Consider the following 22,238-nt stretch of genomic DNA (forward strand, 5'->3'; position numbering starts at 1 on the left):
GCGGTTATTCTCCCCTCGCATCGTCATCGTCGTCGCGGAATTTCTTTTCATAGGGCATCATCAGGATCGCCGAGGCGGTGGCGGCCGCGCCGAACAGGGATGCGATGGGTATGACCACCAGCAGCACCGGCACGACGGGATTTGCAGCACGGCCGATACGCGCGCCGATGCCGCCGATATCGAGAAGGATCAGTCCCGCACCAACGCAGATGCCAATCAAGACGCCGACGGCCGCATTGACCGCCATGAAGCGCAGCATCTGGCGGTGATCGTGCCGCGCGGCTTCCGGCGTCATCCTGGGTTTGAGGCTGCGGTTGCCGGGCGATTTACGGGAACCGCCACTACGCCGCGACTTCAACCAGCGATGCAGCCAATCCATGTCGATCTGAAATATACCGGCATCCATTTCGCCTCCCTCCTCCATTCTCAACCGTCAGCCCGTCATCCGCCGCTTTCCGCGGAGGGGTCCTCGAACAGGGTCAGATAGGAAAAAGGCACCGCGTCGGTCAGCCAAACGCCATTATCGGCTCTGTAGAAACTGTAACCGTCCGTAAACATCAGACGGGCATCGACAATCAGGACCACAGGCTTTCCATGCCGTTGTCCGACGGTCGTCGCGGTCGCCCGGTCAGCGGAAAGATGAACCTGTTGCCTTTCCCCCGGGCGCAAGCCTTCCCGCAGGATGGGTTCGAGGAAACGGGTCGCCGTACCGTGAAACAATTGCAGCGGCGGCTCGACTGGCGGCTGGCCAAGATCGACCTTCACGGAGTGTCCCTGAGCCGCCCGGATGCGGCGGCCATCATCCGACAGCGTGAAGCGATTCTTGTCGCTTTCTGCAACGACGGCAAAGAGGCCTGCCTCATCGAGCGACGTGCCGCTCGCATTCGCTTTTGCCAACAGATCTGCGACATCCGCCCAACCCTGAGCATCCAGGGTCAGGCCGATACTCTCCGGTGCATGGCGCAGAACATAACTCAGGAATTTGCTGGTCGCTGTCGACATCGAATTTCATTCCCCGTTGGCAGATGACAGCACACTCAAATCTCGAAGAAATTCTCGAAGGATTCCGGGAAATTCTGCCGGGCGACACGCTCGTCGATGACCAGCATCGCCTGATAGGAAAGCGGATCGAAGTTCTTTTCCGCCGCCACGACCTCGCGGCCAAACAGCAGGTTGAGGCGGGCAGCATCGAGATTGCCACGCTCGAACGGTTCCGGACCGAAATGGTGCCAGAGCGAGTGCAGGAAGGCGGCATCGATACGATGCTCCTTGGAATCGTCGCGCGCCCGGCGGGGTATCATCTTGATGGGCGTTACCCCTTTGGGGTTGGCGCGACGGATGGTGAACTGGACGCCCGTGCTCGGCATGCCGGAGGGAAATCCCTTGTGTTTGGTCATTTCGGGCAGGTTCGCCATCTTTTGTCCTTCCAGAACATTTCCAGTAAAAGCAGCCATGCTTTTACGTCCGGAAATGCCTCAATTCAAATAGTTAGAGCGCTTTTGGCGCTCTAATCCTTTTCTTATGCCTTGCCGATCTTATCCTGCGTCTTCGTTTCGAAGTCAGAGGCATCGTGGCGTTCATGCAATTGTTCGGACGGATCGCCCGAGGTCTTGTTGACGATCACGCCGCGCTTGACCGCCGGGCGTTCGCCGATTTCCAGCGTCCAACGCATGACGTTCTTGTAACCGTCGGCTTCAAGGAAAGCACCGGCATCACCATAGGCCTGGCCGAGCGCGATCTTGCCATACCACGGCCAGACGGCCATATCGGCGATCGTATATTCCGAACCTGCCAGATAACGGTTATCGGCCAGATGCCGATCCAGCACGTCCAGCTGGCGTTTGACTTCCATGGCGTAGCGGTCGATCGCATATTTGATCTTGATCGGCGCATAGGCATAAAAATGGCCAAAACCGCCGCCGAGGAAGGGTGCGGAGCCCATCTGCCAGAACAGCCAGTTCAGCGCCTGCGTGCGGGCATTGCCCTCTTTCGGCAGGAAAGCGCCGAATTTTTCCGCTAGATAAACGAGGATCGAGCCGCTCTCGAAAACCCGCGTTGGCTCAGGCGTCGAATGATCCATCAGTGCCGGGATCTTGGAATTCGGATTGACGCCGACAAAACCGGAACCGAACTGGTCGCCTTCGCCGATCTTGATCAGCCAGGCATCATAGTCTGCGCCCTTGTGGCCGGCGGCCAGCAATTCTTCCAGCATGATGGTGACCTTCTGGCCGTTCGGTGTCGCCAGCGAATAAAGCTGCAGCGGGTGCTTGCCGACGGGCAGTTCCTTTTCATGGGTGGGACCGGCGATCGGGCGGTTGATATTGGCGAACTGGCCGCCATTGCCCTTGTCCCAGGTCCAGACCCTGGGCACTTCATATCCGGCGGGGAAATTATCTGCGGAGGAATTTTCGGCCATCAAAAATTGTCCTTGTTCGTTTCGGGAGGACATCCGGACATCCGGGCGCCTGAACATCCATATAGTAAGGTGGCCGAAGCATTTTTCCAGCCCCGCAGCGGGTCAGAGCGGAATAGTATCGTGTTTCTTCCAGCGGGTTTCGACGCTCTTGTTGCGCAGTGAGGCAAACGCACGGGCGATGCGGCGGCGCGAGGAATGCGGCATGATGACCTCATCGATGAAACCGCGCTCCGCCGCCACGAAGGGATTGGCAAAACGTTCCTCATATTCCTTCGTGCGCGCAGCGATCTTCTCGGGATCGGCAAGCTCTGAACGATAGAGGATTTCCGCCGCCCCCTTGGCGCCCATGACGGCGATTTCCGCCGTCGGCCAGGCGTAATTCACATCCGCACCTATGTGCTTGGAGGCCATCACGTCATAAGCACCGCCATAGGCCTTGCGGGTAATCAGCGTCACCATCGGCACCGTCGCTTCCGAATAGGCGAAGAGGAGTTTCGCGCCGTGCTTGATAACGCCGCCATATTCCTGCGCCGTTCCGGGCAGGAAACCCGGCACATCCACCAGCGTCAGCAGCGGAATGTTGAAGGCATCACAGAAGCGAACGAAACGGGCGGCCTTGCGCGAGGCGTCGATATCGAGGCAGCCGGCCAGCACCATGGGCTGGTTGGCGACAACCCCCACCGTCTGGCCTTCAAGACGGATGAAGCCGGTGATGATGTTGCGGGCGAAGGCCTCCTGCAGCTCGAAGAAATCGCCCTCATCAGCCAGCGCGTGGATCAGTTCCTTCATGTCGTATGGCTTGTTGGAACTATCAGGAATCAGCGTATCGAGCCGCGCTTCCAGCCGCGCCGGATCGTCGTGGAACGGCCGCACCGGCGGCTTTTCGCGGTTGTTGAGCGGCAGGAAATCGAACAGCAGCCGCACATGTTCCAGCGTCTCGATGTCGTTTTCATAAGCGCCATCGGCGACGGAGGACTTTTTCGTATGGGTGGAGGCCCCGCCCAGCTCTTCCGCCGTGACGATTTCGTTGGTGACGGTCTTCACCACATCCGGCCCGGTCACGAACATGTAGGAAGTATCGCGCACCATGAAGATGAAGTCGGTCATGGCCGGCGAATAGACCGCACCGCCCGCACAAGGGCCCATGATAACCGAGATTTGCGGCACGACGCCGGAAGCGACGACATTGCGCTTGAACACATCGGCATAACCGCCGAGCGAAGCCACGCCTTCCTGAATGCGCGCGCCGCCGCTGTCATTGAGGCCAATTACCGGCGCGCCGTTCCTGACCGCCATATCCATGATCTTGCAGATCTTCTGGGCATGGGTTTCCGACAGCGAACCGCCAAGCACGGTGAAATCCTGGGAAAACACGTAGACCTGCCGGCCGTTGATGGTGCCCCAGCCGGTGACGACACCGTCACCCGCCACCTTCTGCTCCGCCATGCCGAAATCCACCGCCCGGTGGGTGACATACATGTCGTATTCTTCGAAGGAACCTTCATCCAAGAGCACGTCGATGCGCTCGCGCGCCGTCAGCTTGCCCTTGGCATGCTGCGCCTCGATGCGCTTGACGCCGCCGCCGAGCCGCGCCTCTTCCCGCCGCGCTTCCAATTGCTCCAGAATGCCAAGCATGTTTCCTCCATGCGTTTCCTCAAAATCAATAGCTTAGAAAACATTCGCCTAGAAGCCTTGATCGTGCGCGTATGCGTGCCATAAATATTTGCAATGTTTAATTTTGCAAAGTTGCAACATGGCGACGGAAAAACTCTTCATCGGCCGCAAGGTGCGTGGCCTCCGCGAAAATGCCCGCGCCACGCAGGCGCAATTTGCCGAACGGCTGGGCATCTCCGCAAGTTATTTGAACCAGATCGAAAACAATCAGCGCCCGGTTTCGGCCAGCGTTCTCGTGACGCTGGTGGAAAAATTCCAGCTCGATATGGCGGAGCTGGCGACAGGCGAAAGCGACCGGCTGGTTTCCGCCGTGCGCGAGGCGCTGAAAGACCCGCTGTTCATGAATTACGAGCCGGGGCTTCAGGAACTGAAGCTGATCGCCCAGAATGCGCCGGGTTTTGCCCATGCGTTGCTGCGCGCCCATCAGGCCTATCGCCAGAACAGCGAGCAACTGGTGCAGCTGGATGACCGGCTGGGCCGCGGAACCGCGCAGGTGGAAAGAACCCCCTATGAGGAGGTACGCGACTTCTTCCACTTCGTCGATAACTACGTCGCCGAGATCGATCTTCTGGCCGAGGAACTGGCGGAAGAACTGGAGATAGAAGACGGCGAGACCTACGGCATTCTCGCGACGCATCTCAGGAGCCGTTACGGCATCCATATCACCCGAAGCGAGGCGGCGGGTGGACTGATCCGGCATTTCGACCCTGCCGGAAAAACGCTCGCCCTCAGCTCCTACATGGCGGCACCGACCCGCTGTTTTCAGCTTGCGTTGCAGATCGCCCAGCTTCACGCCGGCGCGACGGTGGACAAAGTGCTTTCCGGCGCCGGTTTCCGCCATGTGGAAGCGGCGGAAATCTGTCGCATCGGGCTGCATAATTATTTCGCCGCAGCCCTCATCCTGCCCTATGGTCGTTTTCACCGGGCGGCACAGGAACTACGCCACGATCTCGAACTTCTGGCCGTGCGGTTCGGTGCGAGCCTCGAGCAGGTGGCGCACCGGCTGAGCACCTTGCAGCGGCCGGGCATGAAGGGGGTGCCGATCTTTTTCGCCAAGATCGACCGCGCCGGCAACATCACCAAACGCCACAGCGCCACGCGGCTGCAATTTGCCCGTTTCGGCGCGGCCTGTCCGCTGTGGAATATCCATCAGGCCTTCGAAAGCTCCGACAGGATCGTGCGGCAGCTGGCGGAAACGCCGGACGGCGTGCGTTATCTTTCCATCGCCACCCAGATCGAAAAGGCCGGTGGCGGTTTCAATTTGGAGAGGCCGCGTTACGCCATCGCGCTCGGCTGCGAAATTTCCCATGCGCAGAATTTCGTTTATGCCGATACGCTCGATCTCGGCAATGCGGCCTCCTTCAAACCGATCGGCATATCGTGTCGGGTCTGCGAGAGGGTGGATTGCGTGCAGCGCGCCGTGCCGCCGCTGAAACGCAAGCTGCATTTCGATCATCTTTCGCGCGGAGCATTGCCCTACAGGATCGCCGATTTTTAGCCCCGCGCAGCCCGCTTCAAGGCAGGGGCACCATGGCACGCCGCATGATGTTGGCATAATAACCCCAGAAAAGCCGGGCGGCGACGGAGCGCCACGGCGACCAGAGTGTCGCCCGCTCCGCCAGCCATTTCGCATCCGGCCTGACCTCCAGATCAAGCGCATGCGCCACCGCCGATCTCAGCGCCACATCGCCCACCGGAAAAATATCCGGGTGCCCGCCACAAAACATCAGATAGACCTCCGCCGTCCACGGGCCGATACCGCGAAGCGCAACCAGCTCGGAAAGGGCGGCGTCCGCCTCCTTGCGCACCACGCCGTCAAGATCGATCTGCCCTTCCGTGACGGCGCGCGCCAGCCCTTCCAGCGTCGTCGCCTTGGCACGCGAAAGCCCGAAGGTGGCGCGCAATTCTTCCGGAGCGCCGAGATAATTTTCCGCCGTGACCACGCCGCCCGTGCCGGCAAGGATACGCACCCATATGGCATTGGCGCTGGCGCGGGACACCATCTGCGAGACGACGATATGGGCAAGGCCGGCAAAGCCGGGCTCGTGAATGCGTAACTCCAGCGGACCGGCTTTTTCGATGGTGAGGCTGAGAGCCGGGTCGAGGCGGGCGAGATGTTCCAGCCCTTCGCTGATGTCATCCATCCCGGTAATGATTTTCATATCCGTCATTCCATATGCCGCAAGCCCGCTGGTGGGGCGCTTTAAAACATGGCAGAAGAAACCATGCCTTCGTCTCTCCGTCAAAAGCCGGTTTACCGTTTTGCGCCAAGCCCCAACGGCCTGCTGCATCTCGGCCACGCGCTTTCCGCCTTTCTGAACCACGATATGGCGCGGGACAATGGCGGCCACTTTCTGCTGCGCATCGAGGACATCGACCAGACGCGCTGCACACCGGCGCTGGAGCAGGCGATTTATGATGATCTCGGCTGGCTGGGTCTCGACTGGGAAAGACCGGTCAGGCGGCAATCGGAGCATTTCGATGAGTACCGGGTGGCGCTGGACAGGCTGATCGACGCGGGCCTCGCCTATCCGGCTTTTCTCAGCCGTGGAGAAACCAAGGCCATCGTTCGTATTTTTGAGGCGGGCGGAGGCGTGTGGCCTCGCGATCCGGACGGCGCGCCGCTTTATCCGGCTGTCGACCGGGAGAGACCTGAGGCAGAACGGGCCGCCCTTCTCGCCTCCGGCCGGCAGCATGCCTGGCGGCTCGACATGGAAAAGGCGATCCGCGCCGTCGGCGTCCCCCTGTTCTGGCAGGAGGGCGGCGATGGCGAGAGGGGACGGATCGAAGCCCTTCCCGCACTCTGGGGCGATGTGGTGCTGTCGCGTTCCGATGCGCCTTCGAGCTATCATCTTTCAGTCGTGGTGGATGATGCGCTGCAGGGCATAACCCATGTGGTGCGCGGCATGGATCTCTTCCATGCAACCGCCATCCACCGGCTGCTGCAACACCTGCTGGACCTGCCGCAGCCCGTCTATCACCACCATCGGCTGATCCTCGGTGCGGACGGGCGCAAGCTTTCGAAAAGCGAAGGCAGCACCGGCCTCTCCGCCCTCCGTGCAGAAGGTGCCGCGCCCTCAGATATCCGTCGGCTTGTCGGCCTCCTCTAGCGCCCGTTCCCGCCGCGCGCCGCTGCCGCCGATATTGCGACGGATGATCTGCCGGACCTTGTATTTCATCAGCGCGGCGTTCACCTCGGCACCGAGCATGAAGATGACGCCAACCATATAAAGGAAGACCAGAACCACCATGACAGAGGCAAGGCCGGCATAGGTGGCGGCATAATTGGCGAAGGTGGAAAGATAATAGGCGAAAATCGCCGCACCGATGACCCAGAAGATCATCGTCAGAAGAATGCCGGGCCAGACATCCCAGATGCGGCGCTTGCCGGCGGGCAACCAAAGATGCGCCGCCACCAGTCCCGCCGTCAGCACCACGATCGTGCCGTAAAGGCCGAGGCTGGAGACAGTGTTCAGCACATCCGTCAGCCACGGGAACCGTCGCTCGGCAAAGGACATGGCGACGGGCACGGCAACGAGTACGATGCTGATGCCGGCAAGGACCACGACGGCGATCAGCACATAAAGCAGGCTGAGCAGGCGGGTGACATACCACCAGCGCGTCTCGGTGACGCGATAGGCGCGGTTCAGTGAAATCCTGAGCGCTTCGACACCGTTGGAGGCGAAGTATGCGGCGGCCAGCACCGAAATCGTCAGCAGCCCGCCGCGCGGAATGGTCAGCACCTGCTGCACCTGCGCCGCCAATGGCCCGGCAATCGCCTCCGGCCAGGTATCGAAAATCAGATGCACCGTCGTTTCGGAAAACTGGTCTGCGCCGAGAAAACCGGCGAGCGCCGTGCCGAAGATCAGGAAGGGAAACAGCGCCAGCAGGATGGAAAGCGCCATATGGCTCGCCATCGCCCAGCCGTCATCCTCGGCGAAATGGGAATAGGCATCGAAGGCAACCTTGCCTGCCAGGCGCACTGCGGCAACCATGTCACCTCCATTCATCGGCATTTCATTTGTAACTTCGCCCCGAATATGGGAAATCAGCTTCGTTTTGTACAGCGCGCAAGCCCGCCTTTCGGTTCCCGTCCGGACACGGATTTCGCGCATTGCGATTTTCAGGGGCCGGACCATCGGGCCAGAGCGATATTCGGTTTCCCGGAGCGGCAGATGTCTGAAAAACCCGTCATCATCATCACCGGATGCTCCTCGGGCATTGGCGCCTATTGCGCCGGCGCGCTGCACCGGGACGGCTGGCGGGTCTTTGCCACCGTGCGCCGCATCACCGACATGGCTGCGCTGGAAAATCAGGGCATAGAAACCCTGATCATGGATTACACCAAATCGGAGACCATCGCCGCGGTGATGGAGACGGTGACGACCAGAACCGGAGGCCGCATTGACGCGCTCTTCAACAACGGCGCCTATGGCCAGCCGGGTGCTGTGGAAGATCTGCCGGTGGAGGCGCTGAGGGCGCAGTTCGAAACCAATGTCTTTGGCTGGCACGATCTCACGCGGCGGGTCATTCCCTTCATGCGTGCCCGGGGCGCGGGCCGCATCGTGCATTGCTCCTCCATTCTCGGCCTCGTTCCCTATCGTTATCGTGGCGCTTACACCGCATCGAAATTCGCGATCGAGGGGCTGGGCGTGACGTTGCGCATGGAGCTTCAGGGCAGCGGCATCCATGTGAGCCTGATCGAGCCGGGGCCGATCACCTCGAAATTCACCGCGACGGCACTCACTTACATCAACAGGCATATCGATCTGGAAAACTCGGCCCATGCGGCGGAATACAAACGCCAGCTGGCGCGCATGGATGGTTCCGGCCCCGTCAACCGCCACAAGCTCGGCCCGGACGCCGTTTATGCCGTGCTGAAACATGCCCTGACCGCCGCAAGGCCAAAGCCGCATTATCCCGTCACCGTTCCAGCCAAACAGGGGCTTATCCTGAAACGGCTCTTGCCTGCCGGACTGTTCTATCGTCTGCTGCGCAGATTCGATTGAGGAGGAGTACCCCCTAAATGTCCGGCTTCACCACCGTTCTGGCCCTTATCGTCATGGGCCTTGTCGTCATCGTGCTGATACGTGGCCTCTTCAACATGCTGAAGGGACAGGACGCCAACCGTTCCAACAAGCTGATGCAGCTTCGCCTTCTCCTGCAGGCCGTCGCCATCGTGCTGATCATGCTCACGCTCTGGCTCACCGGCGGCGGCCGCTGACATGGTGAAGCTGAACAAGATCTACACCCGCACCGGCGACAAGGGCACGACGGCGCTGGTTTCCGGCCCGCGCCGGCTGAAGCACGATCTTCGCGTCGAGGCTTATGGCACGGTGGACGAGACCAATTCGGCCATCGGTGTCGCACGGCTTCATACCGGCGGGCTGGAAACGCTGGATGCCATGCTGTTCCGCATCCAGAACGATCTTTTCGATCTCGGCGCCGATCTCGCCACGCCTGATGATGGCAAGCCGCTTTCCTATGAGCCGCTGCGCATTGTCGAAAGCCAGGTCACGCGGCTGGAAAACGAAATCGACGACCTCAATGCCGCCCTCGAACCGCTCACCTCCTTCGTGCTGCCGGGTGGCAGCGCGGCAGCGGCCAATCTGCACATGGCGCGCACCGTCTGCCGGCGGGCGGAGAGGTTGATGGTGGAACTTTCCGTCACGGACAACGAGATCGTCAGCCCGGCGGCCCTGAAATATGCCAATCGCCTGTCCGATTTCCTGTTCGTCGCCGCCCGCTTCGCCAATGAGGCCGGCAGGGCCGACATATTGTGGGTTCCCGGCAAGAACCGCTAAAGCGCATCCGTGGCGCAAACGAAGGGTATTCGATGTTCATACCGCTGCACGACGCGAATTCCCTCAAACATATCCGGCTGCAATATGTCACCATCGGCCTGATCGTGGTCAATGTGCTGGTCTGGCTGTTTACCGGCGTGCTGGCCAGCGATGTGGAGGCCAATGCCGCAGCGCTCGGCCTCGGCTTCATTCCCGCCGTCGTATTCGATTACGCCTATCTGGAACCCGCCCTGCAGGTGGTGCCGGATGATCTGACCGTCGTCACCTATGCGTTCCTGCATCTCGATTTCTGGCATCTGGCCGGCAACATGCTGTTTCTCTGGGTCTTCGGCGACAATGTCGAGGATGCGCTCGGCCATTTCCGGTTCCTGATCTTCTACCTCGCCTGCGCGATTGTCGGCGCATTGTTCCACGGTTTGGTCGCCCCCACCTCCGAAGGGCCGCTGATCGGTGCATCGGGGGCGGTTTCCGGTGTGGTTGCGGCCTATTTCCTATTACATCCCAAGGTGCGTGTCTGGGTGCTGGTCTTCATGCGCATCCCGCTGCCCCTGCCTGCCTTCATTCCGCTGGCGCTGTGGATCGGCCAGCAGTTCCTGATGCTGGCGCTGGGGCTGGAGGAAAACGTTTCCTGGGGGGCGCATGTGGGCGGCATTCTGGCGGGCGCCATCATGGTGATTTTCATGCGCAGGCCGGGGGTTCCCCTGTTTGACCGCAGCATTGTTGCGCCGAGGGCGGCGCAGTTCAAGAATACGTCGCAAACGGCAGGGTTGTCGCAAATCGAACGGGGCTATGACGGGGGTAGATGAGACCCGTCGTCAGAGATAGAGTATTTACGTTAACGTCAACGTAAGATATGCCTTACGTGCATGTGATAATGAGGATTGCTCCGTTGTATTTGCGGGAAAAATGCTTATCCATGTCGCCAACCTGTTTTTGGAGGTCCGCGCGGTCTACCCGCCCCGCGGACAGGAGTTTGAGGAAAGCCGCCGATGAAAATCCTTGTTCCCGTTAAACGAGTCGTCGATTACAACGTGAAGATCCGGGTGAAGCCGGATGGTTCCGGCGTCGAGCTTGCCAATGTGAAGATGTCGATGAACCCGTTCGACGAAATCTCGGTGGAAGAGGCCCTTCGCCTGAAGGAAGCCGGCAAGGCCGAAGAGGTCGTGGTCGTCTCCATCGGCCCGGCCAAGGCGGAAGAAACGCTGCGCACCGCGCTTGCCATGGGTGCTGACCGCGCCATCCTGATCGAGACCGACGAAACCGTCGAGCCGCTCGCCGTCGCCAAGCTCTTGAAGGGCGTGGCTGAGGCTGAGCAGCCCGGTCTCGTCATCGTCGGCAAGCAGGCGATCGACGACGACAGCAACCAGACGGGCCAGATGCTGGCCGCCCTGCTCGGCTGGGGCCAGGGCACGTTTGCCTCCAAGGTCGTGCCGACCGACGGCAAGGTCGCGGTCACCCGTGAAGTTGATGGCGGCCTGCAGACGGTGGAGCTGAAGCTTCCCGCCGTCGTCACCACCGATCTTCGTCTGAACGAGCCGCGTTACGCCTCGCTGCCGAACATCATGAAGGCCAAGAAGAAGCCGCTCGACAAGAAGGCCCCGGCCGATTTCGGCGTCGATGTTTCACCGCGCCTGAAGGTGCTGAAGACCGAGGAGCCGGCAGGCCGCAAGGCCGGCATCAAGGTCGGCTCGGTTGCCGAGCTGGTCGAAAAGCTCAAAGCCGACGGCGTCCTCTAAGGTTTCGGAAAAGGGAGATATTCTCATGGCCATTCTTCTTCTGGCAGAACACGACAACGCAACCCTTTCCGACCTGACGGGCAAGACGCTGACGGCGGCAACCCAGATCGGCGGCGACGTCCACATTCTGGTCGCCGGTTCCGGTGCAAAGGGCGCAGCCGACGCTGCGGCGAAACTCTCCGGCGTCTCCAAGGTGCTGCTCGCCGACGACGCATCCTATGCCAATGCGCTCGCCGAGCCGCTGGCGGCGCTGGTCGTTTCGCTCAGCCCCTCCTATGACGTCATCATCGCGCCGGCGACGGCATCCGCCAAGAACGTGACGCCGCGCGTTGCGGCTCTTCTCGACGTCGCGCAGGTCTCGGAAATCATCGAGGTCGTATCGCCCGATACCTTCAAGCGCCCGATCTATGCCGGCAACGCCATCCAGACGGTGCAGGCAACCGACGCCAAGAAAGTCATCACCGTGCGTCCGACCGCCTTTGCGGCCGCCGCCGAGGGTGGTTCGGCAGCGGTCGAGACGATCGCGGCTGCTGAAAACCCCGGTGTCTCCAGCTTCGTTTCCGATGCCCTGGCTTCTTCCGATCGTCCGGAACTGACCTCTGCGAAGATCATCATCTCCGGCGGCCGTGCGCTCGGCTCGTCCGAGAAGTTCAAGGAAGTCATCCTTCCCGTCGCCGACAAGCTCGGTGCCGCCGTTGGTGCCAGCCGTGCGGCCGTCGATGCGGGTTATGCGCCGAACGACTGGCAGGTGGGCCAGACCGGCAAGGTGGTTGCGCCGCAGCTTTACATCGCCGCAGGCATCTCGGGGGCCATCCAGCATCTGGCCGGCATGAAGGATTCGAAGGTCATCGTCGCCATCAACAAGGATGAAGAGGCGCCGATTTTCCAGGTCGCCGATTACGGTCTCGTCGCAGACCTCTTCGAGGCGCTGCCGGAACTGCAAAAAGCCCTTTGATTTTAAATACATGATGAAGGCGGCGCGTTTTTTGAACGCGCCGCCTTCTCTTTTTCGGCGATATGCGTAACATCGCCAGCGAATTTGCAGATGAAGCACATGGGAGAACCGCATATGACCGCCCCCTTTAAAAACATCGGTGTCATCGGAGCCGGTCAGATGGGATGCGGCATTGCGCATGTTTCCGCCATTGCCGGCTACAGGGTCCATATCTACGATCTTTCGAAGGAAGGCATCGAAGCAGGCCTTGCCACCATCAACGGCAATCTCGCCCGCCAGGTCACCAACGGCAAGCTTTCCGACGAGGCCCGCAAGCAGGCGCTGACGCTCATCAGCGGATCGACCGACATCAACGATCTGGCGCCGATGGATCTGGTTATCGAGGCCGCCACGGAAAACGAGGAGATCAAGCGCAAGATCTATGCGCAGGTCTGCCCGGTCCTGAAGCCCGAAGCGCTTCTCGCCACCAATACGTCGTCGCTTTCCATCACCCGGCTTGCATCGGCCACCGACCGTCCCGAACAGTTCATGGGCATCCACTTCATGAACCCGGTGCCCGTCATGAAGCTGGTGGAACTGGTGCGCGGCATCGCCACCAATGAAAAGACCTTCGACGCGGCGAAGGACTATGTGCGGACGCTGGAAAAGGCGATCACCGTCGCCGAGGATTTCCCGGCCTTCATCGTGAACCGCATCCTGCTGCCAATGATCAACGAGGCGATCTATACGCTTTATGAAGGCGTCGGCTCGGTGGAAGCCATCGACACCGCGATGCGGCTTGGCGCAAACCACCCGATGGGCCCGCTGCAGCTTGCCGATTTCATCGGTCTCGACACCTGTTTGTCGATCATGCAGGTGCTGCATGACGGTCTCTCCGACAGCAAGTATCGCCCCTGCCCGCTGCTGGTCAAATATGTCGAGGCCGGCTGGCTCGGCCGCAAGTCCGGCCGCGGCTTCTACGACTATCGCGGCGAGACGCCTGTTCCGACACGCTGATCCCCTTCACCTGAACCCTCAGGCGACCAGCAGATAAGTAACCGCTCCGACGCCGGCGGCGAGGACGGATGCAACGGTGAGCAACCCGCAATAGACTAGCGTTCCGGAAACGCCGGCGACGAATACGCGTCCTACCGCGTTGGTGGCGAGAGCGGCGAGGATCGCGCTTGCCACGATATCCGGCGAGAGATTCTGCGTGTTGGTTCGCAGCGCGCTAAGAACGGCGACATCCGCATCGAATATGGCCGACAAAGCCGTGAGGACGATGAAGCCACCCGCGCCGATCCAGACGAGAAGAACGGCATTCAGCGTTCTCGTCACGGCAAAAAGCGTGGCGAAAATGGCGAGGGGCACGAGGTCGAACGGGTTTTTTGCGTCGATTGCCTGTCCGGACTGCATGGTCTGCAGCCTTATGAGACCGGCTCCGCTCAACCCCAGAACCAATGCAGCGGCCAGCGTTGCCGGTGCGATGAGGGAAAACGTCGTCAGCGAAAGGGCGAGAACGATAACGAGAACCCGGAGCAGCGATACGGCCGCTGCCAGCGCCGCCACACCGGCCAGAGGCCACACGTTTTCACCGCTTTTCGCCTTCTGACCGAAGCTGGCGGTTACGGCCGTCGAGGAGACGAGGGCGCCAGCCAGCCCGGTCACCAGCAGGCCACGGGTTGAGCCGAGGAGGCGCACGGCGATATAGCCGCAATAGGAAATCGTGGCGCTGATCACGGTGAACAGCCATATTTCCCAAGGGTTGAAACCACTCCACGGATCGATTGTCCGGTTCGGAAGGATCGACAGGCCAACGGCGGTCATCACGGCAAGCACCAGCGCGGAGCGCAGTTCGATCCATGTCAGCCGTTCCAGCAGACGGTGGAGAACTTCCCTACCCGCGAGCAGGGCCGCAAGGGCCGCCCCACCAGCCGCCGCCGCCTGATATTGCTCCGTTACCGCAAGCCCGCCGAGGGCAAAAACGCAGAGCGCCGCAACGACGCCGGTGACACTGAAATCATTGTCATGGCGCGCCTCGCGCAGCTTGAACCATGAAAAACTGAATGCGAATCCGAGAAAACCCGCCGCAAAGGCGAAAGCATTGCCCTGCTCATCGGCCAGCGCACCAAACACACCTCCGAGCAATCCTGAAATGCCGTAAGTCCTGATCCCGGCGGTACGGCTGCCGGCCGGTTCATCGCGTTCCCGCCAGCCCCGCTCGAGGCCAACGAGCAGGCCGATGGCAAGGGCAAGACCCAGCCGGGGGATAAGCAACTCCATGTCGTCACCCATTCATGGCGAAGGCCGATCATTATACGAAGGGAACGCAGATTTGTCTGCATCCGCCTGCCCGGATGGACACCCATGCGGGAGGCGATTTGCGGCCCGTGCCGCTCGCCAGCCCGCCATCGGCGTCATTTTACCGTCGCCGCCGATATCAGCGCCTTGGCATCGTCGCTGTCCCAGGCGGCCGGGCCGTTCATGGCGGCGAGCAGGCAGCCGTTTTCATCCAGCAACAGGGTTGCCGGCAGGCCAAAAGCGAGGCCTTCCTTCTTCAGGACGTTGAAGACGCCCATGGAACTGTCGCGGTAGTGCTTCAGCGCATCGATCTTGTATTCATCCATGAAGGCTTTCGGTTTTTCATCCCCGCCGACATCGATATTGATGGCCACGACCTCAAAACCGTCGCCGCCCTTTTCATGTTCCAGCGCGTTCAGCGCCGGCATCTCTTCGCGGCAGGGCACGCACCATGTGGCCCAGAGGTTTAAAAGAACCGCCTTGCCCTTGAGGTCGGCAAGCGTCATGTCCTTGGCCTCAGGCCCCTTGAAGGAGAGCGGAACGACACGCGGCTTATCCGCCGCCGACATCGCCGCCACCTGCCCCTTCAGAAACGGTTTCAGCGAAGCGATGCGGTTTGCAGCACCCTCACATAAACCGCCCTCGGCCACCGCTGCCCCTTGAACCGGGCTCTCAGACCCAATATGCCTGAACCAGACCGCGCCCGCGCCGCTTAAGAGACCGGCAACGGCAGCAATTGCAACCAATCTGGCGGAAGGAAGCCTGAACGGCCTTTTTTCTGTCATCGAATACTCCAGGGCACTGCGAACATGGCTGACGGCACAGATCAGAAATCCTCCAACCAGATGTGGGGCGGACGTTTCGCTTCCGGGCCATCTGCCATCATGGAAGAGATAAATGCCTCCATCGGCTTCGACAAGAAGCTTTACGCCCAGGATATCCGCGGCTCTATGGCGCATGCCGCCATGCTGGCGGAAAAGGGCATTATTTCGCACGAAGATAAAGACAAGATCACTCACGGCCTGAACACGATCCTGTCAGAGATCGAAACTGGCAGCTTCGAATTTTCGCGCAAGCTCGAAGATATTCACATGAACATCGAGGCGCGGCTTGCAACATTGATCGGCCCGGCCGCCGGCCGCCTGCACACCGCCCGCTCGCGCAACGACCAGGTCGCGCTCGATTTCCGCCTGTGGGTGAAGGAAGAATTGCAGAAGACCGAAGGTATGCTGACGGCGCTCATCGCCGCCTTCCTCGATCGCGCCGAGGAAAATGCCGATACCGTGATGCCCGGCTTCACCCATTTGCAGACGGCCCAGCCCGTGACTTTCGGTCACCATTGCATGGCCTATGTGGAAATGTTCGGCCGTGACCGCGCCCGCGTGCGCCACGCCATCGAGCATCTGGACGAAAGCCCGATCGGCGCTGCAGCACTTGCCGGCACCGGTTACCCGATCGACCGCCACATGACGGCGAAAGCGCTTGGTTTCCGCGAACCGACCCGCAACTCCATCGACACCGTCTCCGACCGCGATTTCGCGCTGGAATTCCTGTCGATCGCCTCGATCTGCGCCACGCACCTATCGCGGCTGGCCGAAGAGATCGTCATCTGGTCGACACCGCAATTCGGTTTCATCCGCCTGTCGGACGCCTTCTCCACCGGCTCCTCGATCATGCCGCAGAAGAAGAACCCCGACGCCGCCGAACTGGTGCGCGCCAAGACCGGCCGCATCAACGGCTCGCTGGTGGCGTTGCTGACCGTCATGAAGGGCCTGCCGCTCGCCTATTCCAAGGATATGCAGGAAGACAAGGAACAGGTTTTCGACGCCGCCGAGAGCCTGGAACTGGCGATTGCGGCCATGTCCGGCATGATCCGTGACCTTGAAGTGCGCAAGGACCGTATGCGCGCCGCCGCCGGTTCGGGTTATTCCACCGCCACCGATCTTGCCGACTGGCTGGTGCGCGAAGCGGGCCTGCCCTTCCGCGATGCCCATCATGTGACCGGCAATGCCGTGGCGCTCGCCGAAAAGAAGGGCTGCGATCTGGCCGATCTTTCGCTTGAGGATTTGCAGGCCATTCACCCCGGCATCACCAAGGGTGTTTTCGACGTTCTGTCCGTCGAGGCATCGGTCGCCAGCCGCACCAGCTTCGGCGGTACGGCGCCTTCCGAAGTGAAGAAGCAGATCGCCTGGTGGCGTGGACGCAACTGATAAAATCGCGTTACGCTGCGATCACAAGAAACAGGGTGCACAAGCGCCCTGTTTTTCGTTATCAGAGAGGCACATATTTCCTTTGGACAGGCCCATGCTTTCAAAAACCGCGCGCAAACTCATCGTTCCCATCGGCATGACGCTCGCCGTCAGCCTTGCTCTCAGCGCCTGCGGGCGTAAGGGCGACATCGACCCGCCGAGCACGCCGGTCGAAATGCGCAACAAACGCGCCGCCGATGGCAGTGAGCCGAAGCCGGCAACGGCGGAACGGCCCTTCATCCTCGACAAGCTTCTCTGACGGGTAAAAAGCCGTGAACCATTTTGGCTATATAGACGGTGTGCTTCACGCCGAAAACGTGCCTGTGCCTGAGATCGCCAAGGCGGTCGGCACCCCCTTCTACGTCTATTCCACCGCAACGCTGGAACGCCACTACAAGGTGTTCTCAGGTGCGTTTGCCGATGTGGACGCCATGGTCTGTTACGCCATGAAGGCCAATTCCAACCAGGCGGTTTTGAAGACGCTGGCGAAGCTCGGTGCCGGCATCGATGTCGTCTCGGGCGGCGAACTGCGCCGCGCGCTGGCTGCCGGCGTGCCGGCAAACCGCATCATGTTCTCGGGTGTCGGCAAGACCGTCGCCGAAATGGATTATGCGCTGGAAGCCGGCATCTACTGTTTCAACATCGAATCCGAGCCGGAACTGGAAGTCCTCAACCTGCGCGCCATCAAGGCCGGCAAGCGGGCGCATGTCTCCTTCCGCATCAACCCCGATGTGGATGCGCGCACCCACGCCAAGATTTCCACCGGCAAGAAGGAAAACAAGTTCGGCATTTCCTATGAGCGTGCGCGCGCGGTCTACGCCCATGCCGCCACCCTGCCCGGCATCGAAGTCACCGGCATCGACATGCATATCGGCAGCCAGATCACCGAATTGCAGCCTTTCGAGGATGCCTTCCGGCTGCTGCGTGAACTCGTCGAGGCGCTGCGCGCGGACGGCCATGCAATCAGCCACGTCGATATCGGCGGCGGGCTGGGCATTCCCTACCGCGACGACAACAATCCGCCGCCGCTGCCGGATGCCTATGCCCATATCGTCAAGAACGAGCTGAAGAGCCTCAACTGCAAGATCGTCACCGAACCGGGCCGCCTCATCGTCGGTAATGCCGGCATTCTGGTGACGGAAGTGATCTATGTGAAGGATGGCGGCGAAAAGACCTTCGTGATCGTCGACGGTGCGATGAACGATCTTATCCGTCCCACACTTTACGAGGCCTATCACGGCATCCGCCCGGTGGTGCAACCGTCCGAGGACGCGCCGCGCATCAAGGCCGACATCGTCGGTCCGGTTTGCGAAACCGGCGATTATCTGGCGCTGGACCGCGAAATGGCGGCACCACAACCGGGCGATCTGATCGCCGTCAGCTCCGCCGGAGCCTATGGCGCAGTGCAGGCCGGCACCTATAATTCGCGCCTGCTGGTGCCGGAAGTGCTGGTAAAGGATGACAAGTTCCACGTCATCCGCCCGCGCGGCACCTATGAGGAGCTGATCGCTCTCGATTCCGTACCCGCCTGGCTGGACTGATACCGCCCGCTATCCGGCGTCACCGATCACAATCAAGCGAAGCTGCCTAAAAAATGGGGGTGAGGGCTTAGGTGCCCTCGTCTTCGCCACAAAGAATGTTATCCTTGCCTCCGTGATATGAAAAGCGCGTCATTCCACGAATGGCGTTCGACGTGGCCAGAACCGGGAGAACGGATTGATGACCACTGCCGGAGAGGACAAGACTGGCGGAGAGGACAGGACAGGCAGAAAGCGCCCGACCGGCGCATTCGCGCAGCGGCCGGACCTTGCCCGCCGGGTTGCCGCCAAGCGCTTCTTCGCAAAAATCGTCCTGCTTTCGGAAAAAATTGCCCCGAAAACGCTCTGGCCGCTTTCCATTGCCGCCGTGTTTCTGGCGCTCGCCTGGTTCGGTCTTTACCGGCACATGCCGGATTTCCTGCGGCTCGGCATCGTTTTCGTTCTGGTTTTCAGTTTCATCGCCACGCTTCTGCCGATCCTGCGGCTGAAATGGCCAACGGATCATGAAGCCTCCCGACTTCTGGAAGATCGCAACGGGCTGGCGCACCAGCCGGTCGGCGTGCAGGAGGATGAACCGGCCTTCGACACCCCGTTTTCCCGCACACTCTGGAAAGAACACCAGATCCGCATGGCGGAGCGCATCGCTGCGCTTAATGCCGGCCTGCCGAAACCCGATATTGCCCGCTACGACCGTCTGGCGCTGCGCGCCATCCCCGCCCTCGTTCTGGCAGCAGCATTCGGTTTCTCCTATTCGAATGGTGCGGGCACAATTGCAGATGCCTTCCGCAGCCGGCCGGCCGTCGGTCCGCTCAATCCCGATATTCGTCTCGATGCATGGGTCACGCCGCCCGCCTATACCGGCCGCGCGCCGATCTTCCTGACCGGACGCGATGCGAGCGGCCGCGACGCGGTTTCCGTGCCGCAATCTTCCAAGCTGACGATCCGCATGACCGGCGGTGATGGCGGCGAGGAAGTGACCTTCGAGCCGGAAATGGCGGGCGCATTGCAGAAGCTCGCGCCCGAGGCGGCGCGTGCCGACAGCGCAAGCGGCGATGTTGCCGTTCAGGCGCCGGCACGCTCGGCCGATCAGCCCGTTGCGCCGCGCACTTTCGCCATGGATGTCACCGAAAGCGGCATGATCACCGCCAATGGCGAGCAATGGGTGTTCAACGTCATTCCCGACCAGCCGCCCAGCATCGCCTTCGACAACATGCCGCGCCGCGCCGTCAATGGCGCGCTGGAAGTGGGCTTCACCGCCAAGGACGATTATGGCCTGAAGGAAGCCCATGCCATCATCGAGCCCGTCGGCGTGGCGGAAGGCGCGACGGCACTTTACCCGCCGCCGGAATTCAAGCTCGATCTGCCACGGCAGAACAATCGCGAAATCAAGGGCCTGACCAGCCGCAACCTGACCGAACATCCAATGGCCGGCAAACGCGTGCGCATCACGCTGGTGGCAACGGATGGCGCCGGCCAGACCGGCCGCAGTCCCGCGCATGAAATGGTGCTGCCGGGCCGCAACTTCTCCGAACCGCTTGCTGCTGCCATCGTCGAACAGCGGCAGATCTTCTCGCTGGATACGCGCCAGATGCCCAAGGCGATCGCCTATAACGAGGCGGTGGGCCTGCGTCCGGAAGAGACCATTCCCAACACCACGCATTATCTCCTGCTGCAATCGGCGCAGACGCGCATGCGTCTCGCCTATAATCAGGAGATGCTGAAGAACACGGCGGATTATCTCTGGGAAATCGCGCTCGGCATCGAGGATGGCGATCTTTCGCAGGCGGAAAAACGTCTGCGTGATGCGCAGAACGCGCTTTCGGAAGCCTTGCAGCGCAACGCCTCCGACGAGGAGATCGCCAAGCTGATGCAGGAGCTGCGCGAAGCCATGCAGCAGTTCATGAGCGAACTTGCCCAGCGTATGCAGAACGCGCCGCAAGCCAACTTGAATAACCAGGCCCAGAACGTTCTGCGCCAGCGCGATCTGGAAAACATGATGAACCAGATCGAGAACCTCGCCCTTTCCGGCAACCGCGATGCGGCGCAGGAAATGCTCTCGCAGTTGCAGCGCATGATGAACAATCTGCAGGCCGGCAGGCCGCAGCGTCAGGGCCAGCAGGGGCAGCAGCAGAGCAGCAAGATGCGCCAGCAGATCGACAAGCTCGGCGAAATCCTGCAGCAGCAGCAGAAGCTGATGGACGAGACCTTCAAGCTTGATCAGGCGCTTCGCGACCGCATGCAGCGCGGCGACCCGCAGCAGGGCGGCGAAAACGAAGACGACCAGCAGATGGGCGAGAATGGTCAGCCGCCGCAACAGGGCCAGCAAGGCCAGCAGGGCCAACAAGATCAACAGGGCCAACAGGGTCAAAACGGCCGGCAGGGCGGACAGCAGACCGACCGGATGACCGCCGAGCAATTGCGCGACGCGCTGAAAAACCTGCGGGCGCAGCAGGATGCGCTCGGCAAGCAGCTCGGGGAATTGCAGCAGGGCCTTCGCGATCTCGGCATGGAACCGGGCGAAAACTTCGGCAAGGCCCAGCAGGAAATGCAGGGCGCCGGCGAAGCGCTGGGCAAGGGCCAGGGCGAACAGGCGGTCGAAGGCCAGGGCAATGCGCTGAACGCGCTGCGACAGGGCGCGCAGGACATGATGGGCCAGATCATGCAGGCCATGCGCCAGCAGGGCCAGCAACCCGGACAGGGACAGGAAGGCATGGCCGGCCAGGGCGGACAAAATGGCCGCGACCCGCTCGGCCGCCCGCGCAGCACGACCGGCCCGGATTTCGGCGATCAGGTGAAGGTGCCGGATGAGATCGACGTGCAGCGCGCCCGTGAAATTCTCGAGGCCATCCGCGAAAAGCTCGGTAACAACCCGCCGGGTGAAGTGGAACGGCGTTATCTGGAGCGGTTGCTGGATATTCGGTGAGAGGTGCGCACGGATTATGGTGCGCTACGTTACGTTCTACCTAGAAGCTAAAGTTTCTCCGTCATGCCGGACTTGATCCGGCATCCAGCCGACGCGCGTCTGCGCGGCGAGAGGCAGTCCCTTCAGCCCAAGGGCTTGGGCTGGCTGGATTCCGGCTCAAGGCCGGAATGACGGAAGTGGGGAATTGCGCAGAACCGCAGACGAAGTCGGACCAACAAAAAAGGCGGCCCCTGGCCGCCCTTTCAATCTCTGTAATCTCGCCGTTCAGGCCGCAAGCGCACGCGCCACGGCCTTGCGAATATCTGGAAGTGCAAAAGGCTTCGAAACGACGTCAACGATCTTCTCCGCCAGATCATCGGCGCGTTCGCGCTGTTCGGCATAACCGGTCATCAGCAAAATGCGCATGGCCGGGAAGCTTTCGGCAGCGCGGTGCGCCAGCTCGATGCCATCCATGACCGGCATGCGGATATCCGAAAGAAGAAGATCGAAACTGGTTTCCTGGAGCTTCTCCAGCCCCTGCTCGCCATCTGCCGCCTCATGGGTCTCGTGACCGTCGAGACGGAGCGCCCGCGCCACGAAAGAACGCAGCGCATCCTCGTCTTCGGTAATCAGAATCTTCGCCATTACTCATTGCTCCTGGGCATCATTTCCAGCCGTGAGCAA

23 protein-coding genes are annotated in these 22,238 nt (G+C 61.1%); 13 read left to right on the forward strand and 10 right to left on the reverse strand.

Going from position 1 to position 22,238, the window contains the following annotated elements; translation table 11 throughout:
* Positions 1 to 4 precede the first annotated feature (4 nt).
* From QD336_RS12190 to QD336_RS12210, 5 genes are all read right to left on the reverse strand, one after another.
* A complete protein-coding gene (locus QD336_RS12190) occupies positions 5 to 406 on the reverse strand; it encodes a hypothetical protein (protein ID WP_499170872.1) in 402 nt (133 codons plus the stop codon).
* Positions 407 to 441: 35 nt separating this feature from the next.
* Entirely contained in the window at positions 442 to 1,002 is a 561-nt protein-coding gene (locus tag QD336_RS12195) for an RNA 2'-phosphotransferase (protein WP_499170873.1), read from the reverse strand.
* A 35-nt stretch (positions 1,003 to 1,037) separates the two neighbouring features.
* Positions 1,038 to 1,415, reverse strand: coding sequence for a hypothetical protein (locus QD336_RS12200; protein WP_269342481.1), 378 nt, complete (start codon positions 1,413 to 1,415; stop codon positions 1,038 to 1,040).
* A 104-nt stretch (positions 1,416 to 1,519) separates the two neighbouring features.
* Positions 1,520 to 2,416, reverse strand: coding sequence for a glutathione-dependent disulfide-bond oxidoreductase (gene yghU, locus QD336_RS12205; RefSeq protein WP_499170874.1), 897 nt, complete (start codon positions 2,414 to 2,416; stop codon positions 1,520 to 1,522).
* 102 nt (positions 2,417 to 2,518) lie between these two features.
* Positions 2,519 to 4,051, reverse strand: a complete 1,533-nt coding sequence (locus QD336_RS12210; RefSeq protein WP_269342477.1) for an acyl-CoA carboxylase subunit beta — start codon at positions 4,049 to 4,051, stop codon at positions 2,519 to 2,521.
* 118 nt (positions 4,052 to 4,169) lie between these two features.
* Here QD336_RS12210 and QD336_RS12215 point away from each other — a divergent pair, with 118 nt between their 5' ends.
* Positions 4,170 to 5,588 carry a helix-turn-helix domain-containing protein gene (locus QD336_RS12215; protein ID WP_499170877.1) on the forward strand — a complete coding sequence of 473 codons (1,419 nt, stop codon included), beginning with the start codon at positions 4,170 to 4,172 and terminating at the stop codon, positions 5,586 to 5,588.
* A gap of 16 nt (positions 5,589 to 5,604) precedes the next feature.
* Here the strand turns inward: QD336_RS12215 and QD336_RS12220 are convergent, their stop codons facing one another.
* Positions 5,605 to 6,261 (reverse strand): DNA-3-methyladenine glycosylase family protein, encoded by a 657-nt coding sequence (locus tag QD336_RS12220; RefSeq protein ID WP_499170879.1) that lies wholly within the window; start codon positions 6,259 to 6,261, stop codon positions 5,605 to 5,607.
* A 39-nt stretch (positions 6,262 to 6,300) separates the two neighbouring features.
* On the opposite strand from QD336_RS12220, the gene gluQRS reads away from it, so the two are divergent.
* A complete protein-coding gene (gene gluQRS, locus QD336_RS12225; RefSeq protein ID WP_499170881.1) occupies positions 6,301 to 7,200 on the forward strand; it encodes a tRNA glutamyl-Q(34) synthetase GluQRS in 900 nt (299 codons plus the stop codon).
* On the opposite strand, the gene QD336_RS12230 is transcribed toward gluQRS, so the two are convergent.
* Positions 7,168 to 8,085, reverse strand: a complete 918-nt coding sequence (locus QD336_RS12230) for a YihY/virulence factor BrkB family protein (protein WP_499170882.1) — start codon at positions 8,083 to 8,085, stop codon at positions 7,168 to 7,170. The genes gluQRS and QD336_RS12230 overlap by 33 nt on opposite strands.
* Before the next feature lie 180 nt (positions 8,086 to 8,265).
* Here QD336_RS12230 and QD336_RS12235 point away from each other — a divergent pair, with 180 nt between their 5' ends.
* From QD336_RS12235 to QD336_RS12265, 7 genes are all read left to right on the forward strand, one after another.
* Entirely contained in the window at positions 8,266 to 9,099 is an 834-nt protein-coding gene (locus QD336_RS12235) for an SDR family oxidoreductase (protein ID WP_499170883.1), read from the forward strand.
* A gap of 17 nt (positions 9,100 to 9,116) precedes the next feature.
* A complete protein-coding gene (locus QD336_RS12240; protein WP_020812918.1) occupies positions 9,117 to 9,314 on the forward strand; it encodes a twin transmembrane helix small protein in 198 nt (65 codons plus the stop codon).
* Position 9,315: 1 nt separating this feature from the next.
* Positions 9,316 to 9,894, forward strand: a complete 579-nt coding sequence (locus tag QD336_RS12245) for a cob(I)yrinic acid a,c-diamide adenosyltransferase (RefSeq protein ID WP_269342459.1) — start codon at positions 9,316 to 9,318, stop codon at positions 9,892 to 9,894.
* A gap of 32 nt (positions 9,895 to 9,926) precedes the next feature.
* The gene (locus tag QD336_RS12250) at positions 9,927 to 10,700 is read left to right on the forward strand and encodes a rhomboid family intramembrane serine protease (protein WP_499170886.1); all 774 of its coding nucleotides are present in this window, start codon (positions 9,927 to 9,929) and stop codon (positions 10,698 to 10,700) included.
* A 183-nt stretch (positions 10,701 to 10,883) separates the two neighbouring features.
* Entirely contained in the window at positions 10,884 to 11,630 is a 747-nt protein-coding gene (locus QD336_RS12255; RefSeq protein WP_499170887.1) for an electron transfer flavoprotein subunit beta/FixA family protein, read from the forward strand.
* Positions 11,631 to 11,655: 25 nt separating this feature from the next.
* A complete protein-coding gene (locus QD336_RS12260; protein WP_499170889.1) occupies positions 11,656 to 12,585 on the forward strand; it encodes an electron transfer flavoprotein subunit alpha/FixB family protein in 930 nt (309 codons plus the stop codon).
* 114 nt (positions 12,586 to 12,699) lie between these two features.
* Positions 12,700 to 13,581 (forward strand): 3-hydroxybutyryl-CoA dehydrogenase, encoded by an 882-nt coding sequence (locus QD336_RS12265; protein WP_499170890.1) that lies wholly within the window; start codon positions 12,700 to 12,702, stop codon positions 13,579 to 13,581.
* Positions 13,582 to 13,599: 18 nt separating this feature from the next.
* Here QD336_RS12265 and QD336_RS12270 read toward each other — a convergent pair whose 3' ends face one another.
* Together QD336_RS12270 and tlpA are read right to left on the reverse strand one after the other, a co-directional pair.
* A complete protein-coding gene (locus QD336_RS12270; RefSeq protein ID WP_499170892.1) occupies positions 13,600 to 14,847 on the reverse strand; it encodes an MgtC/SapB family protein in 1,248 nt (415 codons plus the stop codon).
* Between the two features lie 134 nt (positions 14,848 to 14,981).
* The gene (tlpA, locus tag QD336_RS12275) at positions 14,982 to 15,650 is read right to left on the reverse strand and encodes a thiol:disulfide interchange protein TlpA (protein WP_499170893.1); all 669 of its coding nucleotides are present in this window, start codon (positions 15,648 to 15,650) and stop codon (positions 14,982 to 14,984) included.
* A gap of 24 nt (positions 15,651 to 15,674) precedes the next feature.
* On the opposite strand from tlpA, the gene argH reads away from it, so the two are divergent.
* From argH to QD336_RS12295, 4 genes are all read left to right on the forward strand, one after another.
* Complete coding sequence (argH, locus tag QD336_RS12280) at positions 15,675 to 17,075, forward strand: argininosuccinate lyase (RefSeq protein WP_499170895.1); 1,401 nt, start codon at positions 15,675 to 15,677, stop codon at positions 17,073 to 17,075.
* Positions 17,076 to 17,169: 94 nt separating this feature from the next.
* Positions 17,170 to 17,373 (forward strand): LPS translocon maturation chaperone LptM, encoded by a 204-nt coding sequence (lptM, locus tag QD336_RS12285; protein ID WP_003509930.1) that lies wholly within the window; start codon positions 17,170 to 17,172, stop codon positions 17,371 to 17,373.
* A 13-nt stretch (positions 17,374 to 17,386) separates the two neighbouring features.
* Positions 17,387 to 18,655, forward strand: a complete 1,269-nt coding sequence (lysA, locus tag QD336_RS12290) for a diaminopimelate decarboxylase (RefSeq protein WP_499170896.1) — start codon at positions 17,387 to 17,389, stop codon at positions 18,653 to 18,655.
* 178 nt (positions 18,656 to 18,833) lie between these two features.
* The gene (locus QD336_RS12295) at positions 18,834 to 21,575 is read left to right on the forward strand and encodes a TIGR02302 family protein (protein WP_499170898.1); all 2,742 of its coding nucleotides are present in this window, start codon (positions 18,834 to 18,836) and stop codon (positions 21,573 to 21,575) included.
* A gap of 264 nt (positions 21,576 to 21,839) precedes the next feature.
* On the opposite strand, the gene QD336_RS12300 is transcribed toward QD336_RS12295, so the two are convergent.
* Entirely contained in the window at positions 21,840 to 22,199 is a 360-nt protein-coding gene (locus QD336_RS12300; protein WP_269346757.1) for a response regulator, read from the reverse strand.
* Positions 22,200 to 22,238: the final 39 nt, after the last annotated feature.

Origin of the sequence: Rhizobium sp. BR 250 (genome assembly GCF_047445855.1) — a bacterium.
Lineage (GTDB): Bacteria > Pseudomonadota > Alphaproteobacteria > Rhizobiales > Rhizobiaceae > Agrobacterium > Agrobacterium tumefaciens_I.